Genomic DNA, 25525 nt, shown 5'->3' with positions numbered 1-25525 from the left:
AAGGGGGAGTAGGAAATGGATGTAACAGAGCGTTTGTCCTTTTTCGCATCCCTTTACCGTGTTGATCAAAACGCGGAAATGGGTATGTGGTTGCTTTATATAACCATAGTTGGGCTCTCAATCTTAGTTTATAAGCTCGGTTTTGCGAAAAAGCTGCCAGTGATGAAATCCATTTTGATTTATACTTTTCTTATTCTGGGATGTACAGTCCTTACGTTTCTTGGCATCTTTTTGCCTGTAGCGGAGGGATTAGTGGTGGCGGCCCTGATTTTAATCATATATAAGATCCGCTTGACCAACGAAAAGAAAAAAGGCACGTTTTAAGCACAAAAAATCTGCAGTCCAGATAAGAAGGGACTGCAGATTTTTTTATTTTGATTTCGCCCTGGCCAGGGGTATGTAGAATGACGGCAGGCTTAAAGCATATAATAAATGGCCGACTGCCCAAATAAAAATGGCCGTACTGTCAAATAAGCCGGGAACATCCTTTATCGCTAAATAGGATAAAGGAAAGTAAAGGAACACTGTAGGGAATGATAATACAAGGGAAAGAATCCATGAACCCTTTCTTGTAACATCCCATTTTTCCAGTATGTAAACAAATAATATACCGATCATACAGGATATGGCCAAGTGAAATATGAATTCAAGCCATTCTGGCAGATGTTTTGAAGTGAATATCGGGATGAAATCGACATTTAGCAATAGTACATAAACCTTAATCCCGGTTACTGCCTGCATTCCTTTAAGGAATAAACCCAATAAAGTACCGGAAATAAGTCCGATGACAAATCCTTTGTTGATTTGTTTAAAAGTCATCTTCTACTTTCGGGGAACGATAAAATTTAAAATTTCCAGTCGAGACACGTTCTTCCGTCTTCTCTTTGATCCGTTCGTGGCATTTATCACACATATAGGTATGAATAGGTCTGTTCCGCAGCTTTTTTGCCTGTAAGGAATAATCATCAATATTTTCAATTACTTCACATAAAGCGCATTTTACTCTCATCACGTACACCTCTATTTATTCTTATCATAAGTCTAGTCTCATTAGTATATCATGTAGTATAGTCAAACGCTTTATTAAACTTTCCCGTATGCTTTTAAGTTTGGCATTTGATATAGTATAATCAGGATGACCACTTTTAGAAACGAAAACGTTCAGAATACGTCTCAGGGGGGATTTTATGGCTAATAGAGTCGAGCCGGGGTTGATTCCTGCATTGTTTGAAGAACTGCAATCGGAGCGGTTTGTCACAGTCTCTACGGTTGACTATGAAACGAATGGACCCAATGTCAGTGCGATCTCTTGGATTCTTGCCAAAGACGAACAGACGCTATTATTCGCTGTCGACCAACGTTCAAGAATCGTGAAGAACATAAAGGATAATCCGCTTGTGGTCGTCAATTTAATCGCTAATGAATCAACATATTCGATTGCCGGGAAAGCCGGCGTTTCTCTGGAAAGCCTTTCAGGAGTGCCTTTAAAGCTTGCCCTTATTCAACTTGCCATTCATGAAGTCAGGGATGTCATGTTTTATGGTTCGAAAATCTCCACCGAGCCTGCCTATGAGAAGACATATGATAAAACGGCCGCTGACCGGTTGGACCGCCAAGTAATAGAAGCCATGAAGAAAGCTTAGATATCTAGGCTTTTTCATGGCTTTTTCTATTTTTAGTTTCATGCTTTTTTAATCGATTTTATTGTATGTTTGATCTTCTTGTTTCTTTCTAAGTTCTTTTTCTTTCGCGTTATTCATTTTTTTCTTTGGTTCATTCGGGGCATTTTCAGGATCTGTTTGCTTTAATGATTTAGGGATTTCAGGCATCAATCTTCCAGATATATCGGATAACTCATTCATGATGCCCTGAACAGGCTCCCCTCTTTGAATGTCTTTACTGATTTCTTTCAGGCGGGCATAAAGGTCAGGGTCAGCAATGACCATGGCTTCAGCACCGTAAGGATCATTTTGGAGTGCTTCTGCGACAGAGTATTTGATTGAACCGACTTGTGAACGTTCAACATCGGAATCGATGTCAATTCCTACAAATGCATACTTGCCGATCACGACAGCCGTTGCATCCTTCACATCCGGTACGCTGGTCGTCAAGTCTACCAGGTGCTTGGAAATTTGTTGACCCGATTTTCGTTCAACCTTTTGAATATTACTGTCCTGAACTGTAATGGGTTTATTGTTTTTGCTGTTTGCATCATTTTTATACCCGACCTCATTTTTATTGGCGCAAGCTCCAAGGATGATGGTTACCATTAGAAGAGAGATGAGCTTAGACATGTGAATACCTCCCGATTTAGAATCAATATCTTTTCTTATTGTGTAATTTTCTTCTATCTTTATACGTTTATTCATATATTTTAAGAAACGGGCCGTCCTATTTGAGTAGCTGGGAATAACCGGAACATCATTGGCTACATACAATAGTAATAAGAAATCAGGAGCAGGAGGCATCGATTTGAATAAAATTTATGTATTAGATACCAATGTCTTATTACAAGATCCACAAGCCATCTTTTCTTTCCAGGATAATGAGGTGGTTATACCTGCAGTCGTTTTAGAAGAAGTGGACTCCAAAAAGCGTTATATGGATGAAATCGGAAGAAACGCAAGACATGTATCGAAGCTGATAGATAATTTACGGCAAGAAGGAAAGCTCCATGAAAAAATCCCTCTTTATACAGGAGGTTCATTAAGAATTGAACTGAATCACCGCTCCTTTCAGCAACTCCAGGATATATTTGTAGAGAAAACAAACGATAATCGGATTATAGCAGTAGCTAAAAACCTTTCACTGGAGGAAGAGGCAAAGAAGGATGGGAAATTGGTCATCCTCGTCAGTAAAGATACCCTTGTCCGGGTTAAAGCAGATGCTCTCGGGTTACAAGCGGAGGATTTCCTTAGTGACAGAGTCGTCGAAGTGAATGATATTTACACGGGGTTCGTTGAACTATACACGGAAAGAGAGTTCCTTGATAAATTTTATGATAAAGGGGAATTGACCCTTACTGATATAACGAAACAGCGATTTTATTCCCATCAGTTCCTCATCATGAAAGATGCTCTTGGAAGCTCGGCATCAGCTCTTGGAATGGTGGATTCAAGTGGACTAAAAGTGAAAAAGCTGGTATATGATCAAGAACATATGTGGGGAATCAAAGCGCGTAATGTACAGCAGACAATGGCAACCGAGTTATTATTGAGAGATGATATATCCCTGGTGACCATGATAGGGAAGGCAGGTACAGGTAAGACGCTTTTGGCGCTTGCAGCCGGTCTTCTGCAGACCGAGGATTTCAATAAATTCAATAAATTACTCGTTGCGCGGCCAATCGTTCCTGTAGGGAAAGATATCGGTTACCTTCCAGGAGAAAAGCAAGAAAAATTAAGACCTTGGATGCAGCCGATTTATGACAACCTCGAATACTTGTTCAATACAAAGAAACCAGGCGAGCTTGATGATATTCTTGCTGGTATGGGATCGATCGAGGTTGAAGCATTGACCTATATCCGAGGCAGAAGCATACCGGATCAATATATTATCATTGATGAAGCACAGAACTTGACGAAGCATGAGGTGAAAACGATTCTGACCCGCGTAGGGGAACGGAGTAAAATTGTTTTAATGGGCGATCCGGCTCAAATAGATCACCCTTACCTGGATGAATATAATAACGGATTGACGTATGTTGTAGAAAGGTTCAAAGATCAAAAGTTAGCCGGCCATGTGAAGTTGATGAAGGGTGAGAGATCGGGCTTAGCTCAACTTGCTGCGGATATATTGTAAATAATAGGGATCTGAAACACAATTATAAGGTATGAAAAAACCGGTTCGGGTGTTCCTGAACCGGTTTTTTCTCATTTGTCATTCCACGCGAAATGCCCTGACATCCGTGATGGGATTCTCTCTATTCGAACCATCCATATAAAAAATATGAACAGGACCGTTTTCCCTTAGTGGCTTACCGTCTTTTGAGAATCCGATCAATAACTGATCTGCCTGAATTAAATCCAGAGTATGATCCCCGTTTTCCGTTTCTATCACGATCGCAGCTGCCTCTGGATAGGGCTCCGCGTTCTTAAGGAATGGAGATAACGGAATGGCGAACGTTCCGTTAAGAATCTTCTCCTTCTCATATTTCTTCTCGGTCTTCAAAGTAGGCGGATAGGTTGCACCTTCTTGAATCTCCCTTGACCAATGCTTGGAAACTGCTTTTGTATATTCTTCTAATTCATCCACTTTTTCTGCTGTATCATCAAAATATGTAGTCAAATCCACTTTTCGATCATCGAATATCCAAACTCCCGAATCCAATGTAATCGGATATTTCACTTTCCCTTTTATCGGTATGATGCTTTCCACTTCAGATTCCTCCTCTCGCTGATAATAACAGTATATATGTTCTAACAAGGTTTGTCACATTAGATGAAAGCATTTTCAGCGTTTTCAATACACGGAAATAGGGAAACTATAAGTAGGACAAAAGGAGATGTTGGACAAATGATAAAAACTCAGGAATGGTTGGAAGAATTGGTAGAAAAAGCAAGACCCGCTGCATCTGAAGGGAAGGTAGCGGAGTACATACCGGCATTGAAGGATCAAAATCCCAATGACCTGGCAATCAGTATTTACACCTTGGATAATCATTCCTGTTATGCAGGAGATCATTTAAAGAAATTCACACTTCAAAGCATTTCCAAAGTCATTACCCTTGCACTTGTATTAATGGATTATGGAGAAGAATATGTATTTTCCAGAGTTGGGATGGAGCCAACGGGCGATCCGTTCAATTCCATAGCGAAACTGGAAACCCATAAGCCATCAAAACCACTTAATCCAATGATCAATGCTGGTGCACTCGCTGTGACAAACATGATTAAAGGTAACACCGAAATGGAAAAGTGGCAGCGACTTATTGAATTCATCAATCATATGACGGGTGAAACGGTCTCTTATAATGAAGACGTGGCCTACTCAGAATTGCAGACGGCCAACCTTAACAGATCGCTCTGTTACTTCATGAAGCAGCATGGTGTGATTACAGGGAATGTTGAAGATCTGCTCGTTCTCTATACAAAGCAATGTGCCGTCGAAATGAGCTGTGTTGACCTTGCAAAAATGGGTGCGGTTTTTGCAAATGATGGAATTGATCCGGAAAGCGGTCGTGAAGTGATTACCCGTGATGTGGCTAGAGTGTGTAAAACATTTATGGTGACATGCGGCATGTATAATACTTCCGGCGAGTTCGCCATTAAAGTAGGGATTCCTGCCAAAAGTGGAGTATCAGGCGGCATCATGGGATCGGTACCTGGTAAGTGCGGGATCGGAATTTTTGGACCTGCATTGGATGATGTCGGTAATAGCAGTGCAGGATTAAAACTGCTACAGATGCTCAGTGATGAATATTCATGGAGTATTTTTTAGCATCAGTTTAGGGAATAAGGAACCCTACTTGAAAATCACATCCTTATGGCATAGTGCCCATTGATTTCATTAAAATAATCGTTCGAAATTTTGTCATTGAATCCCGGGGAAAACACTTATTTTTCTTGCAATTTCTCGGGTTTAACGATAAAATTTTAAGACAGGAAGGTTATTTGTTCGGAATGGGGGGATCACTGTGGCGTCAGAAATGACAATTAATCATCGAGAAAAAGCCTATGAGCTATTAAAGGCAGACGCAGAAAAGATTTTACAATTAATTAAAGTTCAAATGGATAATTTAACGATGCCCCAATGCCCTCTCTATGAGGAAGTATTGGATACCCAGATGTTCGGATTATCCCGTGAAATAGAATTTGCCGTCCGGCTGGGACTAGTGGATGATCAAGATGGAAAAGAACTGATTGATTCTTTGGAAAGACAACTTTCTGCCCTTCATGAAGCATCTACAAAAAAGTAAAATAGTCATGACAACTCAAACAATACATAGAACTGTTGTTTGAGTTTTTTTGTTAAATACGGTCAATGTCACAGAAAGAAGAAAAAGATATAAGAAAAAAAGGATTGAAATGTCATGATTAAAAAAATAGCAAAGTCCTATGATTACTCATTAATCGCTGTCTATGTTTTTTTATGTTTATTTGGCCTTGTCATGATCTATAGTGCCAGTATGGTCATGGCCGTAGAACGTTTTGGCTGGGATAGCGATCATTTTTATAAGCGGCAGATGGTCAATATCATTATAGGTTTCATTGCCTTTACCGTAGCAGCATGGTTTCCGTACAAAGCCTTTCAGGTCGGTAAGATCATCAAGAGTCTGATGGTCATCATCATTGGATTGTTACTTGCCGTCCATGTTTTCGGGTATGAAGTGAACAATGCAAAGAGCTGGATCAACTTAGGCTTCATGCCTATTCAGCCATCGGAATTTGCCAAGCTTGCCGTTATTATTTATTTAGGTTCCGTATACTCAAAGAAACAGGCATACATAGATGATTTTAATAAAGGACTTGCACCGCCTCTATTGTTTTTGGGCTTTATTTGCTTTTTGGTATTTTTAGAACCTGACTTCGGAACGGCAGCAATCATATTCGCCATCGGAGCGATCGTTATTTCCTGTTCTGGAATAAGCTATAAGACATTTTTTAAGCTTGCCGGCCTCGGAATCGGTTTTTTGATCGTATTGTCTCCTGTCATTTACCTCGCAAGGGGCTTCATTTTCACTAAAGAAAGGCTAAGCAGGATCGAAGCCTATCTGTCTCCGTTCAAATATGCCCAGGGCGAGGGGTACCATCTGGTGAATTCATACCTTGCCATCGGATCCGGCGGAGTGAAAGGCCTTGGTTTAGGGCAGAGTGTCCAAAAGCTGGGTTATTTACCCGAACCCCAAACAGATTTTATCATGGCCATCATTGCCGAAGAGCTCGGGGTATTCGGGGTAAGCTTTGTCATCCTCGGACTTTCCTATATTGTGCTCCGGGGAATCTATACCGGTGTGAAGTGTCAGGACCCCTTTGGAACGATGCTTGCCATCGGGATCTCCTGTATGATAGGAATCCAGGCTTTCATCAATCTGGGAGGGGTTTCCGGATTGATCCCGATCACAGGGGTTCCACTTCCGTTCATCAGTTACGGAGGTTCTTCCCTATTGGTGCTATCTTTGTCGATGGGTGTCCTTGTGAATGTGTCGATGTTTGTAAAATATGAAGAAAAATATAAAATAAAGAAGGAAAATGACTATCCTTCGGAGAATATGGATAATAGCAAAAAAATATATGGTGTAAAAATGTAGGTCACTTTGATAGAGTATCTAACACTCTAAGTCTAGGGTCTGCCCCCTAAGATACTTTTTAAATATCTTTCGGGACAGCCCTTTTTTAATAGACTGCATTATTGGAAAATTCAATCATGAACAGCCAAAAGGAGAGAGAGTATTGAAGAAAATTAAAAAAGTACTGGTAGCAAATCGCGGAGAAATTGCCATCCGTGTGTTCAGGGCATGTACTGAACTTAATATTCGAACCGTGGCGATATACAGCAAGGAAGACTCTGGGGCATATCACCGTTACAAAGCTGATGAAGCATACTTAGTAGGCGAAGGGAAAAAGCCTATTGATGCTTATTTAGACATAGAAGGAATCATTCGAATTGCAAAAAATGCGGGTGTCGATGCCATCCATCCCGGATATGGCTTCCTGTCCGAGAATATACATTTTGCCAGACGTTGTGAAGAAGAAGGAATCAATTTCGTTGGCCCTCATTCTGAGCATCTAAATATGTTCGGTGACAAAGTTAAGGCCCGCCATCAGGCACAAATGGCTAATATACCTGTTATACCAGGTACAGATGGACCTGTAGAGACATTGGAGGAAGTCATATCATTTGGGAAGGAACACGGTTTCCCGATCATCATTAAAGCTTCCCTAGGCGGCGGTGGACGTGGGATGCGTATCGTCCGCAATCTGGAAAGCTTAAAGGAAGCATATGAGCGAGCCAAATCAGAAGCCAAAGCGGCGTTTGGAAATGATGAGATTTACGTTGAGAAATTTGTGGAAAATCCTAAACATATTGAAGTTCAGATCCTTGGTGATCAGGATGGTAATATCGTTCACTTATACGAGCGTGATTGTTCCATTCAAAGGCGCCATCAGAAGGTAGTGGAAATTGCACCTTCTGTATCTTTAAGTGATCAACTGAGAGAGGATATCTGCGAAGCGGCAGTCCGCCTGATGGACAATGTGAAATACGTGAATGCCGGTACCGTTGAGTTCCTTGTGGCTAATAATCAGTTCTACTTCATTGAAGTTAATCCCCGTGTACAAGTGGAACATACCATTACGGAAATGGTAACAGGAGTAGACATTGTTCAATCACAACTGATGATAGCAGAAGGTCACTCTCTGCATAGTGATAAACTTGGCATTCCCCTTCAGGATGATATCAGAACGAATGGATTTGCCATTCAGTCACGCGTTACAACGGAGGATCCTTTAAATAACTTTATGCCAGATACAGGAAAAATCATGGCTTACCGGTCAGGGGGAGGGTTCGGAGTCCGTCTTGACGCAGGTAATGGGTTCCAGGGAGCGGTAATTACGCCGTATTACGATTCCCTTCTTGTCAAGCTTTCGACATGGGCACTGACATTTGAACAGGCTGCATCCAAAATGGTCAGAAACCTTCAAGAATTTAGGATCCGGGGGATCAAGACGAATATCCCATTCCTCGAGAATGTTGTGAAACATGAAAATTTCATATCCGGTCAATATGACACATCATTTATCGACACGACTCCTGAACTGTTCATATTCCCTAAACGTAAGGACAGGGGAACGAAGATGCTGTCTTATATCGGGAATGTAACCGTAAATGGTTTCCCGGGGGTAGAGAAGAAGAAAAAGCCGGTTTTTTCAAAGCCGCGAATCCCGGCCCTGGACATTAATCAGGATGTTAAGCACGGCACAAAACAAATCCTTGACCAGCACGGTGCAGATGGTCTTGTGAAATGGGTCAAAGAGCAGAACAATGTATTACTGACGGATACAACGTTCCGGGATGCTCATCAATCATTACTTGCTACGCGGGTGAGGACTAACGACCTTAAACAGATCGCGGAGCCTACATCCCAACTGCTGCCTGATATGTTTTCTTATGAAATGTGGGGCGGAGCGACTTTCGATGTAGCCTATCGGTTCCTGAAGGAAGATCCATGGAATCGATTATTGACTCTAAGAGAGCGAATTCCAAATGTATTATTCCAGATGCTTCTGAGGGCCTCCAATGCCGTAGGGTATAAAAATTATCCTGATAATGTAATCCGGGAATTCGTTGAAAAATCAGCTTTCGCAGGTATTGACGTTTTCAGGATCTTTGACAGCTTAAACTGGGTTAAAGGGATGGAAGTGGCAATTGACGCCGTAAGGCAAAGCGGAAAAATCGCCGAGGCAGCCATTTGCTATACCGGTGATATCGATGATCCGACCCGTACAAAATATAGTATTGACTATTATAAAGATCTTGCAAAAGAATTAGAAGCAAGCGGTGCCCATATCCTTGCCATTAAAGATATGGCGGGACTCTTAAAGCCACAGTCAGCATACCGGTTGATTTCGGAATTAAAAGACACAATCAGCCTGCCAATTCACCTGCACACTCATGACACCAGTGGTAATGGGATCTACACATACGCAAGAGCAGTAGAAGCGGGTGTAGACATTGTTGATACGGCCCTCGGCACTATGTCTGGTTTAACCTCTCAGCCAAGTGCCAGTACGCTGTATTATGCATTAAAAGGAACCGAAAGAGAACCGGATGTGAACATTGATTCACTGGAAACCCTGTCTCACTACTGGGAAGACGTACGTAAGTATTATACTGACTTTGAAAGTGGCATGATGTCCCCTCATTCTGAGGTATACAAGCATGAAATGCCTGGCGGTCAATACAGCAATCTTCAACAGCAGGCTAAAGCCGTTGGACTCGGTAACCGTTGGGAAGAGGTAAAAGAAATGTACGCCAGGGTGAATCACATGTTTGGCGATATCGTCAAGGTGACACCTTCCTCTAAAGTCGTGGGGGACATGGCTTTATTCATGGTTCAGAATGATTTATCCGAAGCGGATGTAATCGAAAAAGGTGAGAAGATCGATTTCCCGGATTCTGTTGTGGAATTATTCGAAGGGTATTTGGGACAACCGCATGGCGGTTTCCCGAAAGATTTACAGAAGGTGATCCTGAAAGGACGAAATCCCCTCACCGTACGTCCGGGAGAGCTGTTGGATGATGTAGACTTCACTGCCTTGAAAGAGAAGCTCTTCGAGGATCTTGAACGCCCTGTAACCAGCTTTGACGCCCTGGGATATGCCTTATATCCTAAAGTGTTCATGGAATATGCAAACACTATGGACCAATTCGGGGATATTTCCGTTCTGGATACTCCGACATTCCTATTCGGAATGAGACTCGGTGAAGAAATAGAAGTGGAAATCGAAACGGGCAAAACCCTCATTGTGAAACTGGTTTCCATAGGTCAGGCACAGGCGGATGGTACGCGGATTGTTTACTTTGAATTGAATGGACAGGCGCGTGAAGTTGTCATCAAAGATGAAAGCATCAAGTCTACTGTGGCTGCAAAAATGAAGGCAGATATGAAAAATGAAAACCATATCGGGGCTTCCATGCCAGGGACCGTCATAAGGGTCATTGCAGAAAAAGGGGAAACGGTTGAAAAGGGAGATCATCTCATGATCACAGAAGCCATGAAAATGGAAACGACCGTTCAAGCGCCTTTCGCAGGAGTGGTTAAGGACATCTATGTTCAGAATGGTGATGCCATTAGTCCAGGAGATTTATTGATTGAAGTGAATAAAGCATAATTAAAAAGGATTCCGGGGATGACCCCTGGAATCCTTTTTTTTATGCTTTCCGCTTGCTCCTTGAAGCAAGTAGGTTGAAGTAACATAATAACCCAAACAGACAAGCGATTATCAAGGCGTGCATTAACGCAATCGCCAGATTCAATCTTGTGAACACTACGAGTGCGCCACTCATCACTTGCAGACAAACGAGGGTGAATGCTATGATCCAGCCCCAGTAAATCACTTTCTGATGCTTATGCTCTTTGATGGCAATATAGGTAATGTATGCAATCCACAAGAAAATAAAACCTGCTGCAGCCCTATGCCCCATCTGGATCCATTCATACATATTCGTTGGCAGACCGGGGGAAGAATTGACACATAGTGGCCAGTCCTTACACACCAAACTCGATTCAGTATGTCGTACGAGAGCTCCCGTATAAACAACAAGATAACTATAAATCGTCACACCAACCGTATGGAATCTCATTCTTTTGTCGATAACCAATGAATTCGCATCGAACTTCTGATCGACTTCAAATATCAGAAGCGTCAATAATAATATGGAAGCAAAGGAAATAAGGGAAATACCGAAATGCAGAGCAAGGACGAAATCAGATTGTCCCCATAGTACAGCTGCAGCTCCGATCAAGCCTTGTAATACCAAGAAAAAGAATGATAGTGCCGCAAGGAATTTTGTTTCACGCTTATATCCAATCGCTTTCCATGACCATATTGATAATGCGAGAACTAATAATCCCACACCGCCGGATACAACGCGATGTGCTAACTCTATAACAAGTTCAAATGTAATATCACTTGGAATTAACTGTCCGTTACAAAGGGGCCAAGATCGCCCGCAGCCCATGCCGGATTCTGTTTTCGTTACCAGGGCACCGCCTAATAGAACAAATAACATACCCAATGTAGTTAAAACGGCAAGCCACTTTAATCCTTTGTGAACACCTTTATGCAATCTATTCACCTTCTTAATTAATAGACTCTACACACTTTCTATAAATAAATATAGTAGAAAAATATATATGCCTCTACGATATTACATAAAAGGGTTGAAAAACTCAACCGATAAAATGTTACAGAATTATGAGCATTTATCTAGGGAGAATAGAGAATAGTAATAGTAGGGAAGGACTAATTTACGTAAAAACAAAATCTGTAAGCGCTTTGACATGATTTGTGGTATGATGGGATTAAAATGTTTGTAGAAATTTGAAGAAACCTGTGTGTGTTTCTTTCTTCACAATTTCTTCACATAATTGTCTAATTCTCCCCCAAAAAGGAAAAAATATATGGTTTAATATAATATTGATAGCATATATACTATTTCTTATCTGTGAATGAATTTACAGAGGAATATAGAAATAGTTAATCATTTCCTATATAGTATAGAGGTGGAAGCAAACCTCTTTGCTTTTTATAGAGAGGAGAGAGAAAATGTCTAACAGTCGAATCATGACAGACGTTGAGAAAGCAGATGTGACAGCTTCAACTGCTTGGAAAGATTTTTTGGCACTCATTAAAATCGGGATCGTTAATTCAAATTTAATTACAACCTTTACAGGTATGTGGTTAGCTTTTTATTTTACGAATACACACTTTCTGAATTCCCTGGATATCATGTTTCTTACGTTGATAGGTTCTTCCCTTATTATTGCGGGGTCCTGCTCCATCAATAATGTGTATGATCGGGATATCGATCACTTGATGGAACGAACGAAAGAAAGACCTACCGTAACAGGTAAGATCAATGGACCAAAAGCATTGACCCTTGGGTTAATCATGATTGCAGTCGGTCTCATCATGTTATTCATGACGACCATCACTGCAGGAGTCATTGGGCTGATCGGGGTATTTAGTTATGTTGTATTATATACAATGTGGTCAAAGAGAAAATATGTGAGTAACACGATTGTAGGAAGTATCTCAGGTGCGGTTCCGCCATTAATCGGTTGGGCTGCTGTTGATGCAAACCTCGATGTGATTGCTTGGGTATTATTCCTGATGATGTTCATCTGGCAGCCTCCCCATTTCTATGCTTTGGCGATGAAGAGAGTGGAGGAATACAGGGCAGCGAATATTCCTATGCTTCCAGTAGTGAAGGGGTTCGCCACTACGAAGCATCATATCGTAGCCTGGGTTGCGGCACTATTACCACTCCCGTTCTTCTTGATGGACCTCGGGATGTTTTTCTTTGTCCTTGCAACAGCCTTTAATATTGGCTGGCTGGCACTTGGATTGGCAGGTTATAAGATGAAAGATGATATTAAGTGGTCAAAGCTTATGTTCGTTTATTCATTAAACTACTTGACTATCTTGTTCGTAGCGATGGTCATCGTTACGGTACTTTAAGATTAGTGGGAATTCTTTCTGATAAGAAATCCAAATAGATATTTTTATGGGTCCTTGTTTTATTCCAAAGTACATTACATGAAAGAGGGGTTTGATTAAGCTATGAAAGCAAGGCTATCTAAGTGGCGCTTATTCTCAATTCTAGCAATGTTAGCGCTGGTTCTTTCTGGCTGTGGAGAGCCATTTCTCTCCACATTGCAGCCAGCCGGTGAAGTTGCACAGACACAATATGATTTGATGATACTTGCAACATTAATTATGGTATTGGTCATCATTGTAGTCATCGCTGTCTATATGGTTGCGATTGTTCGTTTCCGTAGAAAGAAAGGGGATACAAAAATCCCTAAGCAAGTAGAAGGAAGTCACACACTTGAAATCGTGTGGACCGTTATTCCGATCATTCTTCTTATTATCCTGGCCGTCCCTACTGTTACAGCAACATTCGAGTTAGCGGATACAAAGGCAATGGATAAAAAGGATGCAGACGGCAATCGTGATGCATTAGTCGTGAATGTACGTGCCAACCTTTACTGGTGGGAATTCGAATATCCTGATGAAAAGATTATCACATCTCAAGATTTAGTTGTCCCAACAGATCAGAAAGTATATTTCAATGTGACAGCTTCAGATGTAAAACACTCATTCTGGATTCCTGCTGCAGGAGGAAAGATTGATACAAACGTTGATGGTGTGAATACATTCTTCCTTGAGTTTGACGGGGATAAGTCTAAAGAGGCAGGCGGATTATTCTATGGTAAATGTGCGGAGCTTTGCGGTCCTTCACATGCTTTAATGGACTTTAAAGTTAAAGCGCTTCCTAAAGAAGAATTCACAGCATGGGTTGAAGATATGAAAAATGCAGGGGAGCCGAAACCGACTTCTGATGTAGCACAACAAGGACAAGAAATCTTCAACAAAAAATGCTTAAGCTGCCATGCAGTATCACCACAGGATGGAAGACCTGAATCAGCTCGACTGGCACCAAACTTATCTAACTTCGGTGAGCGTTCCCGTATTGCCGGAATATTAGATCATAACGAAGAAGAGTTGAAAAATTGGATTTCCGACCCTGAGCAGTACAAACCAGGCAATAAGATGACAGGTACATATGGAAACCTGCAGGAAGATGAAATCGATGCACTTGCAGAGTATTTAATGGGCTTAAAGGTTCAAGATTAATTGGGGATTAGTAAAAGGGAGGTTTAATCGTGAGTAGCTATGCACAGAAAAAAGGCTTCGGCGCGACTGTATGGGACTACATGACAACAGTGGACCATAAAAAGATCGCCATCCTTTACCTAATGGCAGGAGGATTCTTCTTCCTTGTCGGTGGTTTGGAAGCTCTTATCATTCGTATACAACTTGCAGTTCCTAACAATGATTTTGTTAGTGCGGGTTTATACAACGAACTATTAACCATGCACGGTACAACGATGATATTCTTGGCTGCAATGCCACTAATATTTGCGTTCATGAATGCAGTCGTACCATTGCAGATCGGCGCTCGTGACGTTGCGTTTCCTTTCGTGAACTCATTAGGGTTCTGGTTATTCTTCTTAGGAGGGGTATTCCTGAATCTTTCATGGTTCATGGGAGGAGCACCAGATGCAGGATGGACTTCATATGCATCTCTATCCATGGCATCACCCGGTCACGGAATCGACTTCTATGTACTCGGGTTACAGATAGCCGGTGCAGGTACGCTGATAGGTGGTATCAACTTCCTTGTTACCATCATTAATATGCGTGCTCCAGGAATGACATATATGCGTATGCCATTATTCACTTGGACAGTGTTTGTTACATCTGCACTTATTCTTTTCGCGTTTCCGGCATTAACGGTAGGACTTTTCCTAATGTTATTTGATCGTATGTTCGGAGCGAATTTCTTCGATGTAGCGAATGGAGGGAATACAATTATCTGGGAGCACTTCTTCTGGATCTTTGGTCACCCTGAGGTATACATCCTAGTATTACCGGCATTCGGAATTTTCTCTGAGATCATTCCACATTTCTCTAGAAAACGCTTATTTGGTTACTCATCCATGGTATTTGCGACCGTATTGATCGGTTTCTTAGGATTCATGGTATGGGCTCACCATATGTTCACAGTAGGATTAGGACCAATCGCGAATGCTATTTTCGCTGTAGCGACTATGGCCATCGCCGTCCCAACAGGTATAAAGATCTTTAACTGGGTCCTTACCATGTGGGGAGGAAGTTTAACATTCACGACTCCGATGCTTTATGCTGTAGCTTTCATTCCTACATTCGTAGCGGGTGGGGTAACAGGAATCATGCTGGCTTCTGCAGCGGCAGATTATCAGTTCCATGATACGTATTTTGTAGTAGCCCATTTCCATTACGTTATCGTAGGTGGAGTAGTATTTGCCCTATTGGCAGGTACACACTATTACTGGCCTAAAATGTTTGGAACGATGTTAAATGACTTCTTAGGGAAGATTGCTTTCTGGTTGTTCTTTATCGGATTCCATTTGACTTTCTTCATTCAGCATTTCCTTGGACTTATGGGAATGCCTCGCCGTGTTTGGACGTTCTTGCCTGGTCAAGGATTCGAAACGGCAAACTTAGTAAGTTCCATCGGTGCCGGATTCATGGGCGTAGCCGTCATCGTTTATGTGATTAATATTATTGTCACTCAAGTTAAAGGAGTGAAGGTAGCCAATGACCCTTGGGGAGATGGACGTACCATCGAATGGGCGATCCCGTCACCACCACCATTCTACAACTTTAAGCAAACTCCGCTTATCCGTGGTCTGGACGCTTATTGGTTAGAGAAAATGGAAGGCAACAAAGGATTAACTCCTGCTGAGCCTATCGGTGATATCCATATGCCGAATAACTCCATTCTTCCTTTCTTCATCTCACTTGGATTGTTCATTGCAGCATTCGGTGCAATGTACCACGTTGATGATAAAGCATGGGCACTGCCGGTACTAGTCATCGGTATGTTGATTACATTGGGATCCATGTTCCTGCGTTCTGTATTGGACGATCATGGGTATCATGTACACAAAGAAGATTTAATGGATGACGATAAAGGGGGTAAGGCATAATGCACGCTGAAGAAAAGTTCACGCCAAAGACCTGGCCGGCCTCCCCTGAAAAGGCTACCCTTGAGGGGAAAAATAAATTTATGGGCTTCTGGTTTTTCCTTGGTGGAGAAACAGTACTTTTCGGATCTCTATTCGCAACGTACTTAGCTCTTAAAAATAAAGTTCCAAGTGACAGTCATGCACTTACAACGGATTTATTTGATTTACCGCTATCGTTTTTAGCAACGATGCTTCTTTTAACAAGCTCACTGACAAGTGTGTATGCGATGTATCATATGAAGAACTATAATTTCCAACGGATGCAGGCCTGGTTATTGATTACTGTTCTCCTCGGTGCCGGATTCCTTGGATTGGAGATTTACGAGTTTAATCATTACGTACATGAATACGGGCATACTTTTACTAGTAGTGCATTTGGTTCAGCCTTTTACACTCTTGTAGGTTTCCACGGGGGACACGTTGCTTTCGGTCTTCTATGGATTGTAAGCTTGATGCTTCGTAATGCAAAACGTGGTTTAAATCTATACAATGCTCCGAAGTTCTATTTAGCTTCACTATATTGGCACTTTATCGACGTTGTATGGGTATTTATCTTTACAGTAGTATACTTAATGGGAATGGTGGGATAAACTGATGGCGAATCAACAATCAACTTCAGGTAACCCAAGTGTAGATTACGAATACCGTCGTAAGAAGAATGCAGAAGACATGAGAATGCAGTTAACATCATTCATGTTAATGATTTTCTTAACATTGGTGGCCTTTATTGCAGTGGCAGGGGATTTTGATAAGTACTTCGTGGTACCATTCATTCTCTTACTTGCCGTCGTTCAACTGGTTTTTCAACTTTATTACTTCATGCACATGAGTCATAAAGGTCATGAAGCACCATCATTGTTCCTGTATTCCGGTGCACTTGTTGCATTTATCACAGTGTTAACATTTTTAACAATTGTATGGATCTAAAGAAAAAGTCAGCCTTTTGGCTGGCTTTTTTTCGTGCTTGTCGGGCCAACCCAGTCGGCTCCGCTTTTCATTGTCCAGCTCCGGCGGCTAGTCCCTCGAGGTCATAAGTCAAATCAACCAAAATGGCAAAGAGCGCCATTCCGGTTGATTCGACTTATGCTTGTCGGGCCTGCCCAAGCCGCCTTCGCTTTTCTAATTGTTCATGAACTTGTCATTACCTTAGATTGAAGTGGGGGAGGGTTGTCAGTATAATGGGGGTAGGTGTTAATTGTGAAATGAGGTGAGAAGATGCATTTGGCTATTTTTGGGTTTATGGCGTTATGGAGCCCTTTTTTTCTCATGACGTTGGTGTTTTTGACTGTACTCTACTTTTTGATCACGATCAAGTGGAGGGACAGTTTTAAGGATAATAGAAAATTGACGGGAAAAGAAGCGGCATTTTTTATAGTATCGATGGTTTTGCTTTATGCGATTAAAGGCTCTCCTGTAGAGGTACTTAGTGGGATATTGTTTTCTGCTCATATGACACAGATGGCATTTTTATATCTAGTCTTCACGCCATTATTGATTTTGGGTATACCAACTTGGGTTTGGAAAGCCACGATTGAACTGCCGGTTGTCAAGTCGGTATTCAGCTTTATGACAAAGCCGCTGATCTCCTTATTGTCATTCAACTTGGTTTTTTCCATCTATCATATCCCGTTAGTCTTTGATAACGTACGAACGGATGTGACTCTCCATGGATTGACCACTTTCATATTATTCCTTCTAGCGGTATTTATGTGGTGGCCATTGATCAATCCAGTGGATGAAGATATTGAATTAAGTGGATTAAAACGCATTGGTTATATATTGGGTAGTGCCGTATTATTGACACCGGCATGCGGGTTAATCATTTTTGCGGAAAATCCGATGTATGCAACGTACTATGATCCAAATGAATGGCTTAAAGCGTTGTCTCTTTGTGTACCGGTGAATACACTTGAAGGCCTGACACTGACAGGACCGGAATTATTTACTTCCATGTCAACACTTAATGATCAACAGCTTGGTGGAGTGTTGATGAAAATTGTTCAGGAAATCGTGTTTGGTGTGGTTCTTTTCAATTTATTCTTCCAGTGGTACAAAAAGGACCAGGAGCAGCAGGAGAAGCATTCCTATGAACCTGTAGCAGATTCACCCTTACAGGAGCAATGAAATGATACAGGTGTAGCCCAGGTGAAGTTATGCCTGTACATACATAGCGTTCAACTATCCGGGTTTTAAAATTAACTCATGCTAGCATTTTTTAGAAAAGAGAGGAAAAGAGATGGATTTACCTATATTACCTACAATAAGCACGAGCTTTATCGTGTTAAGTGCTGTCACTGTGGCGATAGGATGGTGGCAGATTAAACAGAGAAAGATTGAACAACATCAGAAAACGATGACACTCGCGGGAATCTTTGCCCTTATCTTTTTCGTTATTTATCTGAGCAGGACGATTTTTGTCGGAAACACATCGTTCGGTGGTCCTGACGACATAAAGCTTTATTATACGGTCTTCCTGGTCTTTCATATTACATTGGCCACGGTTGGCGCCGTATTTGGTATCCTGAGCCTATGGACAGGGTATAAAGACCAGCTTAAAAAGCATCGTAAGCTTGGCCCGATTACAAGCTTCATCTGGTTCTTCACGGCCATCACGGGTGTCGCGGTCTATATGCTTCTTTATGTTTTTTACAAGGGCGGAGAGACGACATCAGTCATCAGAGCCATTCTCGGTTATTAAACCAAAACCTATTATGTGGTTGCACATAGTAGGTTTTTTATTAGGGATATTTGCGTTCGAAGACAGATTCTCCAAGAAGATATAAAAAGGACAAATCCCAGAACCCCGGGATTTGTCCTTTTATAATTTAAAGTTGGTTTTGATGATACCTGCTTCTTTCGCTGAGTTAAACACAATGAGTAATAATGGACCTATGATGAATCCTAATACCCCAAAGAGTTTCAGGCCGAGATACATGGCGATCAGTGTAGCAAGTGGGGATAGTCCGATATGGCTTCCCATCACCTTTGGCTCGACGGTTCTCCTGATGATCAGAAGGATGGCGGCCAAAACGGCCAATTGAGTTCCGAGAGCGATGTTTCCCGTCAACAGATGGAAGATTGCCCAAGGACCCAACACGACGATTGATCCGATCAGTGGGATGAAATCAATTATCCAAATAATGATCGACATGACGATTGCCACGTCAGGAGAAATGAAAAGAAGTCCGATCAAGGATACGATAAAGATGATGATGCTTACCAGAAATTGCGCTTTAAAGAATCCGAAAATGACGTATGTAAGTCTTGACGTCATAAAGGTAACTTTTTCAGCAGTTCGTTCTGTCAAATGACCATAAATGGATCTCTTGATCCGGGGTAAGTCCAGCATGAATAGAAATAGAGCGATCAAATAGACGAGAAAGCTTACAAGATAATTCGGGATATACGATAAAAAAAGGCTGATTCTTTCAATATTGAAAGAATTAAGGATTTTCGTTTTCCCGCTGTTTAGAAAGCTTTGGACGTCTTCACTAAAGCTCTTGACGAGTTCATCGGGAAGATCTTCTGTTGCATTCAGCAATCGGTCTTCATAATCGAGCCATATATCGCTTAATTGATTAACGTATTTGGGTGCATCTTCGATAAGCTTGATTCCTTCTCCAACCACTTTAGTGGTGACGAAAAATGAGGAAACGCTAATGAGGAGCAAAAATAGAATAAAAACGGAAAGAACCGCGAACCTCCGTTTAGTTGAAAATCGTCTTTGAATAAAGCCCACAGCAGGCTCGAGAAATAGTGCGGTGATGATCGCAGTAATCAAAGTTACGGAAACCGGAAGTATAAAAAAGGCGATTAATGCTATCAGTAAGATGATCAAGGTGATCATTAATACTTTTTTAGTGAAAAACTTGGACAATTGTGTACCCCTTTCTAACAGGAACCTCTTACTTATCATTATATTAGAGTCAGAGAAGAATGAACAGTGGGAAGAAAGTGAAATTTTGAAGGTTTTGTAACCATTCTTCAAGTTTGATGGATGGTTGAGGAACATGATAAAGAGAAGACAATAAAGAAAAGACTGTCTGCAGGACAGACAGTCTAAAGCAAATTACCATGCGAAGTTCGTTGCATCTTTCTTAACATCTGCTAATAGCTTTTCACATGTAGTGACAAGATGTTTAGGGAATTCTTCACCTTCACCATATTCCACTCCATGTGGGTAGTAATGTTTACCAAGCAGAGGTGTCATTAATTGAATAACGGCGTCATGCTTCCCCACATCGCCTTCCACTGCCAGTCCCTGGATGCGTAAATAAAAGATGCCTTCTCTTATTTCGAATTTGCGATCATAAGTCACGCGCTCATAGTCCCACTGTCCTGCACGGACCAATCCATGAGATTCCATGATTTCATCTAATCGGTTTAAATCGACTTTTAAGCTTTCAAATTCAGTTGCTTCAAAACGCATAATCTTTTCCTCCTATATTGGCTTGCATGAAGAATCCTCCTCATGCTTTCCGTATGGTAGAAGCATTTATATCGGTGTATGTACATTGATACTAAATGCAGTATTTCTCATTCTTTATAATAGTGGAAAAATCTTTATCTTGCAATGTCTTGAATCATTTGAATAGGGTGATTTTTTTTAAGGTGAATATCTTCTTACAGAAAGTATAAAAATAGAAGAGCAAATGTTCATGTGTAGGAGGATGATGAATTTGAGTAAAATCAAGGATATAATGACCAAAGAAGTTGAAACCTGTACGTTACTCGATAATGTGTTTGAAGTTGCTCTTAAAATGAAAGAACACAATATTGGATCCATTCCCATCGTGGATGGAGAGAAAATCGTGGGAGTGATGACCGACAGGGATATCGTCCTCAGGTGCATTGCAGAAAAGCATCCGGCTTCCTCAAAGGTGGAAGATATTATGAGCACACATTTAATTGTTGCAGGACCTGAGACATCAGCAGATGAAGCTGCACACATCATGGCTGAAAATCAGATCAGGAGGCTTCCCGTCGTTGAAGGGGAACGATTAGTGGGAATGATTTCTCTTGGTGATCTGGCCATTAGGGAATCGTTAGGGAAACAGGCATATGTGGCATTAGAGAATATTTCTGAGTCCAACTTCAGGAATAAGCCATTTTAACTGCGGGGGTGGTCATGTTATAAACATGGTCATCCCTTTAATCGTTTACAAGAAAGGATTGAAGAGTGCGCAGTTTTAGAACGATGGGAAATATGCTATTCTTGATTGTAGATATTTCGAACTTCAACTTTAATGGTATACTGTTCCTAGGAGCGACAGCATATAACGTAAAGAGAAAGTAGAGAGGAGGGAAAATTCTGAGAACGGTTTTACGTATTTTGATCATTCTTGTCATTATTTTAATTATTGGTATTTATCAGGGTCAAAAGCAGGAAAACGAACCATTAAAAGGTCCAGAAACCCAAACTCTAAAGGAAAACAAAGACAATCAGCTGAATCAAACGATCGAGACACCAGGGGAAAGACCATCATCAGGCTTATCTGTATGGATAGGCAAGGACACGAAAAAAGTAAAAGAAGCATTCGGTGAACCTGAAAGAGTAGAGCCGAGTTCCTATGGGTATGAATGGTGGGTGTATCCGATTTCAAATAAACAATACATACAAATGGGCGTTGTCAATCATAAAGTAGTCACCCTCTATGCAATCGGAAACCAGGTAGATGTTGCCCCCTACAAGCTTGGTCAGCGTTTGGAGGACATCTACCGTTTTACAATCGTCGATTCTGAAATCGTGGTGAACGATGAGTCAGGTTCCTATCAATTTGAATTGAACGAAGAAGACCTGAACACACGTCTGCTCGTCCCACTTGGAAATATTTATGCTCAGCTTTATCTGGATAAATTCACTGGCAGGCTGACGAGCATCCGCTTTCTGGACAGTCCGACATTGATTGAGATGCATCCTTATGAAATGATGTATCGTGGTGAACTGGCGGAGGAAATGGAACCGAGTGAAGATGAATGGGATAAAGTTAACGCTGCCAGTGAACAGCAGATTTTTGAAATTACAAATGTTATCAGGAATCAGTTTGAACAAGGTACCCTTCTGTGGGATGAGGAAACGGCCAAGGTAGCGAGAGGACACAGCAAAGAGATGTATGACGAAGATTATTTCTCACATGATTCACCCACCCTGGGTGATCTGACGCATCGCCTGGAAGAGAAAGATGTGCGGTTTAAGGCAGCAGGAGAAAATATTGCCTCGCAATATACTGATGCCCCTGAAGCTGTGCACGGATGGCTCAATTCAGAAGGCCACCGTAAAATCTTGTTGGAGCAAAATTTTACGCATCTAGGTGTAGGAGTATACAAAAGGTTTTATACCCAGAATTTTATTGAGAAAGTCGAAGACGAAGATTAAAATAGGTGGGTTCCCAAGTTTGACATGGGAACCCACCTATTCTTTTTTTTATACTTTTTCCTGCTGCTTTTTAAAGATAAAAAAGGAACCAGTCGAGTGTGCCACGATTTTTCCTTCTGAACTGACAACTTTTCCGTCCACTACAATGGTTTTGCTTCCTTGATGAACGATTGTCGCATGGGCAGATAGTCGTTCTCCTACACCAGGTGCCAGGTAATGCACGTTTAAGTTCGTTGTGACAGCACCATATCCTTCAGGAAGCATCATATTCGCCAAGGTTCCCATAGCCGTATCAACTAAAGTGGCCGTCACACCTCCATGAACAATCTCCAATGAATTATATGTAACCGGTGTGATCGGGATGCTTATCTCGAGGTTTCCGGCTTCCATTTCCCTATCCATAGCGAAAATCCCGCCGATGATTGATTCATTTTCGTTATTTTGTTTTCGTTGCACGCCTTCTAGGAGCTGTTTAATGATTAGGAGATCTTCATCAGAAGCTCTTAAAAGGCATTCATTGAATAAATTTTCTACTTGTTCTTTCATGATCATACATCCTTTTTAAGTATTCACGGGGCAATGGTGACTGTTAAGTAAATAAATGCCCAATATACATGTAAATATTACTACAAAAAGGAATGTATCACCATTCTTTTCATTTCTTCATAAAGTGTAATAGGTAGATGCCTGTAATGGAGGTGTTCATAGATGGGTAAATCATTACACCCTAAAGTCAAAGAATTTAAAGGATTTGTGAAAAGGCACCCGAAAATCGTTAAAGATGTCCGGAACGGCGATGCTAATTGGCAAGATCTATTTGAAGACTGGTATTTGCTTGGGGAAGATGACACAAGATGGGATAAGTATAAGAGTGAAGCGGAAAAAGAAAATGAAAGGCCATCTACAAATGCGGAAAGCAAAGGGGGATGGATGGACCAAGTGGGAGAAATGGTGAAGAAAATGGACGCCAATCAGCTGCAGCAACATATTAACAGCTTGAGTGAAGCACTTGGGACGGTTCAGGGTGTGCTCAGTCAATTCCAATCAAGTAACAGCAGGGGATCAGGAACAGCGACTAAATCAGAAGCCCCCGCCAAACCTTCACACCCATTCTCCTTCAGAAAAGATTAGGAGGTAAACGAAGATGAGGCCTGACATCATTGAATATATTTATGCTAAAGAAGATCTGAAGTTATTCTTGAGGGATCAACCCATGTGGTACCGCACACTTTCCCGAAATCCAAATGAATTAGAGAAGTTCGAGATTGCGTCTATTAATCATTTCCAAAAAACGATTCCACACCGCGTTCAAAAATTCTCTAATGGAGTCCAAATGGCTTCCATGATGATCAGTATGTTTCAATCAATGAATAGTGCCGATGCTTAAGGTACTATTTTTTTTGCCGTAAAGCAGTAAAAGCGGACCTTTCATTATTTTGAGTAAAAAAGGAAGCGGTTGGGCAAGGCTAAAGGTAAGGAGTGGTGTAGACAATGAAAAAAATCATTTTTACCGTCGGATTGGTAATTATATTAAGCGGCTGTAAGGAAAAAATGCCTGAACCGGAAAGTTTCTCTTTCACACAGAAAGTTGAAGCTGCCAATCCTGAGCAAAAGGCCCTGTCCGTTAAACATATGGTCCAAGGAAATCAGGTGTATATAGAATGTATCGTGCCGGGTGTTACCTTTACTGCAGATAAAAAAGGTGCAAAAAAAGGGAAAATTGTCGTCCGTTCTACTGCGGGGAATTTGTATAAAGAATACCATACGGCTGCCTTTGTCGTTAAAGGGTTACCAAAAGGTGTGCATCTTCTCAATATTGAAATTGTAGGAAAGAATAACAAATCATTGGGAATGAAAGAGCAGTTCTATGTAACGATTCAATAAAATGCGTATTTCCTCAAATTCCTGGGTACAGGCAAATGGGGTAGGAAATAAAAAAATGAGTAAGCCTATTCGCTTCCATCCGTTAAACATGTTAAAATACTGTTACGGAGGTGGGCATTATGCTTGCTACTATAGAAAGAATGGAAATATTGGATTCAGCTGACGAATTATCTCAGTGGATATTAGAGTCTGATGTGGCAGAAAATTATCGTAAGTCTTTATATAAACTGCGTAATAACTCTGAAACTCAACGGAAGGTACAAACCTTTTCCCGCATGAAAGAGAGTTACGAAGAAGTCCAGAGATTTGGCCGTTATCATCCTGATTACAAATCGATCATGAAAGAAATCAGGGAAGTAAAAAGAGAAATGGATCTTGATGATAATGTGGCGGAATTCCGCAGAGCTGAAAATGAGTTACAAGATCTCCTTGATCAAGTAAGCTTGTTAATTGGCCATTCTGTATCTAAAAATGTAAAGGTCCCTTCAGGTAATCCTTTCTTCAGCGGAGGAGGATCTTGTGGGGGAGGATGCGGTTCAGGCGGAAGCTGTGGCTGTTCGGCGTAAACCATATAAAAAGAGCGGACATGCGTGTCTGCTCTTTTTCATGTTTTAGCATGAAGAAACTACTGCTTTAATCGAACACAATCCACGCAGAGATTTCCGCAGCAGAACATTTTTTCCTGGGGAACATAGAATCGGTGCCGATAGACATATAATGATTCTTTTTCTCTGAAGAAAATGGTATCAGAATGCAGTCTCTTTCCCCTCATGGCCTTAGCCGACCATTTTTTAATGGAGTACTCAATATCACTTTTCCCTTTATTGGAATGGACATAGATGAAGGGGATTCCAGCGCTCCGTTTAACATAAGCCCCATCAATCCCGTCCTCCTCATTCAGGTGTTCAATGAAAAAGTCCCATATCACATTCAAGTCCATGGTGGCCCTCCGTTCTTTACTTCAT

At 41.3% G+C, this 25525-nt stretch carries 29 protein-coding genes; 20 read left to right on the top strand and 9 right to left on the bottom strand.

Features of this window, described 5'->3' with window-relative positions; translation table 11 throughout:
- The first annotated feature begins 15 nt into the window (after positions 1-15).
- Positions 16-324: a YlaH-like family protein gene (locus KYJ26_RS19350; RefSeq protein ID WP_206851063.1), complete on the top strand. Its 309-nt coding sequence runs from the start codon at positions 16-18 to the stop codon at positions 322-324.
- A 45-nt stretch (positions 325-369) separates the two neighbouring features.
- Here KYJ26_RS19350 and KYJ26_RS19345 read toward each other — a convergent pair whose 3' ends face one another.
- Positions 370-819: a hypothetical protein gene (locus KYJ26_RS19345; protein WP_219169117.1), complete on the bottom strand. Its 450-nt coding sequence runs from the start codon at positions 817-819 to the stop codon at positions 370-372.
- Positions 809-1009, bottom strand: a complete 201-nt coding sequence (locus KYJ26_RS19340) for a YlaI family protein (RefSeq protein ID WP_219169115.1) — start codon at positions 1007-1009, stop codon at positions 809-811. Before KYJ26_RS19340 ends, KYJ26_RS19345 begins: the two co-directional genes overlap by 11 nt.
- A 178-nt stretch (positions 1010-1187) precedes the next feature.
- Between KYJ26_RS19340 and KYJ26_RS19335 the strand changes: the two genes are divergently transcribed.
- The gene (locus tag KYJ26_RS19335) at positions 1188-1643 is read left to right on the top strand and encodes a pyridoxamine 5'-phosphate oxidase family protein (protein ID WP_219169113.1); all 456 of its coding nucleotides are present in this window, start codon (positions 1188-1190) and stop codon (positions 1641-1643) included.
- A 48-nt stretch (positions 1644-1691) separates the two neighbouring features.
- Here KYJ26_RS19335 and KYJ26_RS19330 read toward each other — a convergent pair whose 3' ends face one another.
- Positions 1692-2294, bottom strand: coding sequence for a YhcN/YlaJ family sporulation lipoprotein (locus KYJ26_RS19330; protein WP_219169111.1), 603 nt, complete (start codon positions 2292-2294; stop codon positions 1692-1694).
- A 178-nt stretch (positions 2295-2472) separates the two neighbouring features.
- Between KYJ26_RS19330 and KYJ26_RS19325 the strand changes: the two genes are divergently transcribed.
- Positions 2473-3801, top strand: coding sequence for a PhoH family protein (locus KYJ26_RS19325; RefSeq protein WP_219169109.1), 1329 nt, complete (start codon positions 2473-2475; stop codon positions 3799-3801).
- Positions 3802-3879: 78 nt separating this feature from the next.
- On the opposite strand, the gene KYJ26_RS19320 is transcribed toward KYJ26_RS19325, so the two are convergent.
- Positions 3880-4377, bottom strand: a complete 498-nt coding sequence (locus KYJ26_RS19320) for a peptidyl-prolyl cis-trans isomerase (RefSeq protein ID WP_219169107.1) — start codon at positions 4375-4377, stop codon at positions 3880-3882.
- Between the two features lie 138 nt (positions 4378-4515).
- Here KYJ26_RS19320 and glsA point away from each other — a divergent pair, with 138 nt between their 5' ends.
- From glsA to pyc, 4 genes are all read left to right on the top strand, one after another.
- On the top strand, positions 4516-5439 hold the full coding sequence (gene glsA / locus KYJ26_RS19315; protein ID WP_219169105.1) for a glutaminase A: 924 nt from the start codon (positions 4516-4518) through the stop codon (positions 5437-5439).
- 196 nt (positions 5440-5635) lie between these two features.
- The gene (locus KYJ26_RS19310; protein WP_113968349.1) at positions 5636-5917 is read left to right on the top strand and encodes an Fpa/YlaN family protein; all 282 of its coding nucleotides are present in this window, start codon (positions 5636-5638) and stop codon (positions 5915-5917) included.
- Between the two features lie 114 nt (positions 5918-6031).
- Positions 6032-7249 (top strand): FtsW/RodA/SpoVE family cell cycle protein, encoded by a 1218-nt coding sequence (locus KYJ26_RS19305; protein ID WP_219169103.1) that lies wholly within the window; start codon positions 6032-6034, stop codon positions 7247-7249.
- A 142-nt stretch (positions 7250-7391) separates the two neighbouring features.
- On the top strand, positions 7392-10832 hold the full coding sequence (gene pyc / locus KYJ26_RS19300) for a pyruvate carboxylase (protein WP_219169101.1): 3441 nt from the start codon (positions 7392-7394) through the stop codon (positions 10830-10832).
- A 40-nt stretch (positions 10833-10872) separates the two neighbouring features.
- Here the strand turns inward: pyc and KYJ26_RS19295 are convergent, their stop codons facing one another.
- Complete coding sequence (locus tag KYJ26_RS19295; RefSeq protein ID WP_374939777.1) at positions 10873-11790, bottom strand: COX15/CtaA family protein; 918 nt, start codon at positions 11788-11790, stop codon at positions 10873-10875.
- A gap of 479 nt (positions 11791-12269) precedes the next feature.
- Between KYJ26_RS19295 and cyoE the strand changes: the two genes are divergently transcribed.
- The 7 genes from cyoE to KYJ26_RS19260 all read left to right on the top strand — a co-directional run bounded on the left by cyoE (position 12270) and on the right by KYJ26_RS19260 (position 18998).
- A complete protein-coding gene (cyoE, locus tag KYJ26_RS19290) occupies positions 12270-13184 on the top strand; it encodes a heme o synthase (protein ID WP_219169099.1) in 915 nt (304 codons plus the stop codon).
- Between the two features lie 102 nt (positions 13185-13286).
- Positions 13287-14363 (top strand): cytochrome c oxidase subunit II, encoded by a 1077-nt coding sequence (gene coxB, locus KYJ26_RS19285; protein ID WP_219169097.1) that lies wholly within the window; start codon positions 13287-13289, stop codon positions 14361-14363.
- 80 nt (positions 14364-14443) lie between these two features.
- On the top strand, positions 14444-16261 hold the full coding sequence (gene ctaD / locus KYJ26_RS19280; protein WP_257475149.1) for a cytochrome c oxidase subunit I: 1818 nt from the start codon (positions 14444-14446) through the stop codon (positions 16259-16261).
- A complete protein-coding gene (locus KYJ26_RS19275) occupies positions 16261-16890 on the top strand; it encodes a cytochrome (ubi)quinol oxidase subunit III (RefSeq protein ID WP_219169095.1) in 630 nt (209 codons plus the stop codon). The genes ctaD and KYJ26_RS19275 overlap by 1 nt, the downstream gene beginning before the upstream one ends.
- A 4-nt stretch (positions 16891-16894) precedes the next feature.
- The gene (ctaF, locus tag KYJ26_RS19270) at positions 16895-17227 is read left to right on the top strand and encodes a cytochrome c oxidase subunit IVB (protein WP_159361829.1); all 333 of its coding nucleotides are present in this window, start codon (positions 16895-16897) and stop codon (positions 17225-17227) included.
- A 288-nt stretch (positions 17228-17515) separates the two neighbouring features.
- Positions 17516-18424: a cytochrome c oxidase assembly factor CtaG gene (gene ctaG / locus KYJ26_RS19265; protein WP_219169093.1), complete on the top strand. Its 909-nt coding sequence runs from the start codon at positions 17516-17518 to the stop codon at positions 18422-18424.
- A 112-nt stretch (positions 18425-18536) separates the two neighbouring features.
- Positions 18537-18998 (top strand): DUF420 domain-containing protein, encoded by a 462-nt coding sequence (locus KYJ26_RS19260; protein ID WP_219169091.1) that lies wholly within the window; start codon positions 18537-18539, stop codon positions 18996-18998.
- A 120-nt stretch (positions 18999-19118) separates the two neighbouring features.
- On the opposite strand, the gene ytvI is transcribed toward KYJ26_RS19260, so the two are convergent.
- Together ytvI and KYJ26_RS19250 are read right to left on the bottom strand one after the other, a co-directional pair.
- Entirely contained in the window at positions 19119-20177 is a 1059-nt protein-coding gene (gene ytvI, locus KYJ26_RS19255) for a sporulation integral membrane protein YtvI (protein ID WP_219169089.1), read from the bottom strand.
- A gap of 192 nt (positions 20178-20369) precedes the next feature.
- Complete coding sequence (locus KYJ26_RS19250) at positions 20370-20729, bottom strand: YugN family protein (protein ID WP_219169088.1); 360 nt, start codon at positions 20727-20729, stop codon at positions 20370-20372.
- 250 nt (positions 20730-20979) lie between these two features.
- On the opposite strand from KYJ26_RS19250, the gene KYJ26_RS19245 reads away from it, so the two are divergent.
- Complete coding sequence (locus KYJ26_RS19245) at positions 20980-21414, top strand: CBS domain-containing protein (protein ID WP_219169085.1); 435 nt, start codon at positions 20980-20982, stop codon at positions 21412-21414.
- A gap of 218 nt (positions 21415-21632) precedes the next feature.
- Positions 21633-22676 (top strand): CAP domain-containing protein, encoded by a 1044-nt coding sequence (locus KYJ26_RS19240; protein ID WP_257475126.1) that lies wholly within the window; start codon positions 21633-21635, stop codon positions 22674-22676.
- A 48-nt stretch (positions 22677-22724) separates the two neighbouring features.
- On the opposite strand, the gene KYJ26_RS19235 is transcribed toward KYJ26_RS19240, so the two are convergent.
- Positions 22725-23222 (bottom strand): PaaI family thioesterase, encoded by a 498-nt coding sequence (locus tag KYJ26_RS19235; protein ID WP_219169083.1) that lies wholly within the window; start codon positions 23220-23222, stop codon positions 22725-22727.
- Positions 23223-23384: 162 nt separating this feature from the next.
- Between KYJ26_RS19235 and KYJ26_RS19230 the strand changes: the two genes are divergently transcribed.
- From KYJ26_RS19230 to KYJ26_RS19215, 4 genes are all read left to right on the top strand, one after another.
- Positions 23385-23807 carry a YlbD family protein gene (locus KYJ26_RS19230; protein ID WP_219169081.1) on the top strand — a complete coding sequence of 141 codons (423 nt, stop codon included), beginning with the start codon at positions 23385-23387 and terminating at the stop codon, positions 23805-23807.
- A gap of 13 nt (positions 23808-23820) precedes the next feature.
- On the top strand, positions 23821-24063 hold the full coding sequence (locus tag KYJ26_RS19225; RefSeq protein WP_219169079.1) for a YlbE-like family protein: 243 nt from the start codon (positions 23821-23823) through the stop codon (positions 24061-24063).
- Between the two features lie 104 nt (positions 24064-24167).
- Entirely contained in the window at positions 24168-24560 is a 393-nt protein-coding gene (locus tag KYJ26_RS19220; protein ID WP_219169078.1) for a lipoprotein, read from the top strand.
- A 119-nt stretch (positions 24561-24679) separates the two neighbouring features.
- Positions 24680-25126 (top strand): YlbF/YmcA family competence regulator, encoded by a 447-nt coding sequence (locus tag KYJ26_RS19215; protein WP_219169077.1) that lies wholly within the window; start codon positions 24680-24682, stop codon positions 25124-25126.
- A 59-nt stretch (positions 25127-25185) separates the two neighbouring features.
- Here the strand turns inward: KYJ26_RS19215 and KYJ26_RS19210 are convergent, their stop codons facing one another.
- Positions 25186-25500 (bottom strand): hypothetical protein, encoded by a 315-nt coding sequence (locus KYJ26_RS19210; protein WP_219169075.1) that lies wholly within the window; start codon positions 25498-25500, stop codon positions 25186-25188.
- Positions 25501-25525: the final 25 nt, after the last annotated feature.

It is taken from the genome of Rossellomorea orangium, assembly GCF_019334305.1.
In the GTDB taxonomy this organism is placed as follows: Bacteria; Bacillota; Bacilli; order Bacillales; family Bacillaceae_B; genus Rossellomorea.
The sequence above is the reverse complement of the archived record's forward strand: the minus strand, read 5'-3'. Positions and strand labels throughout refer to the sequence as shown.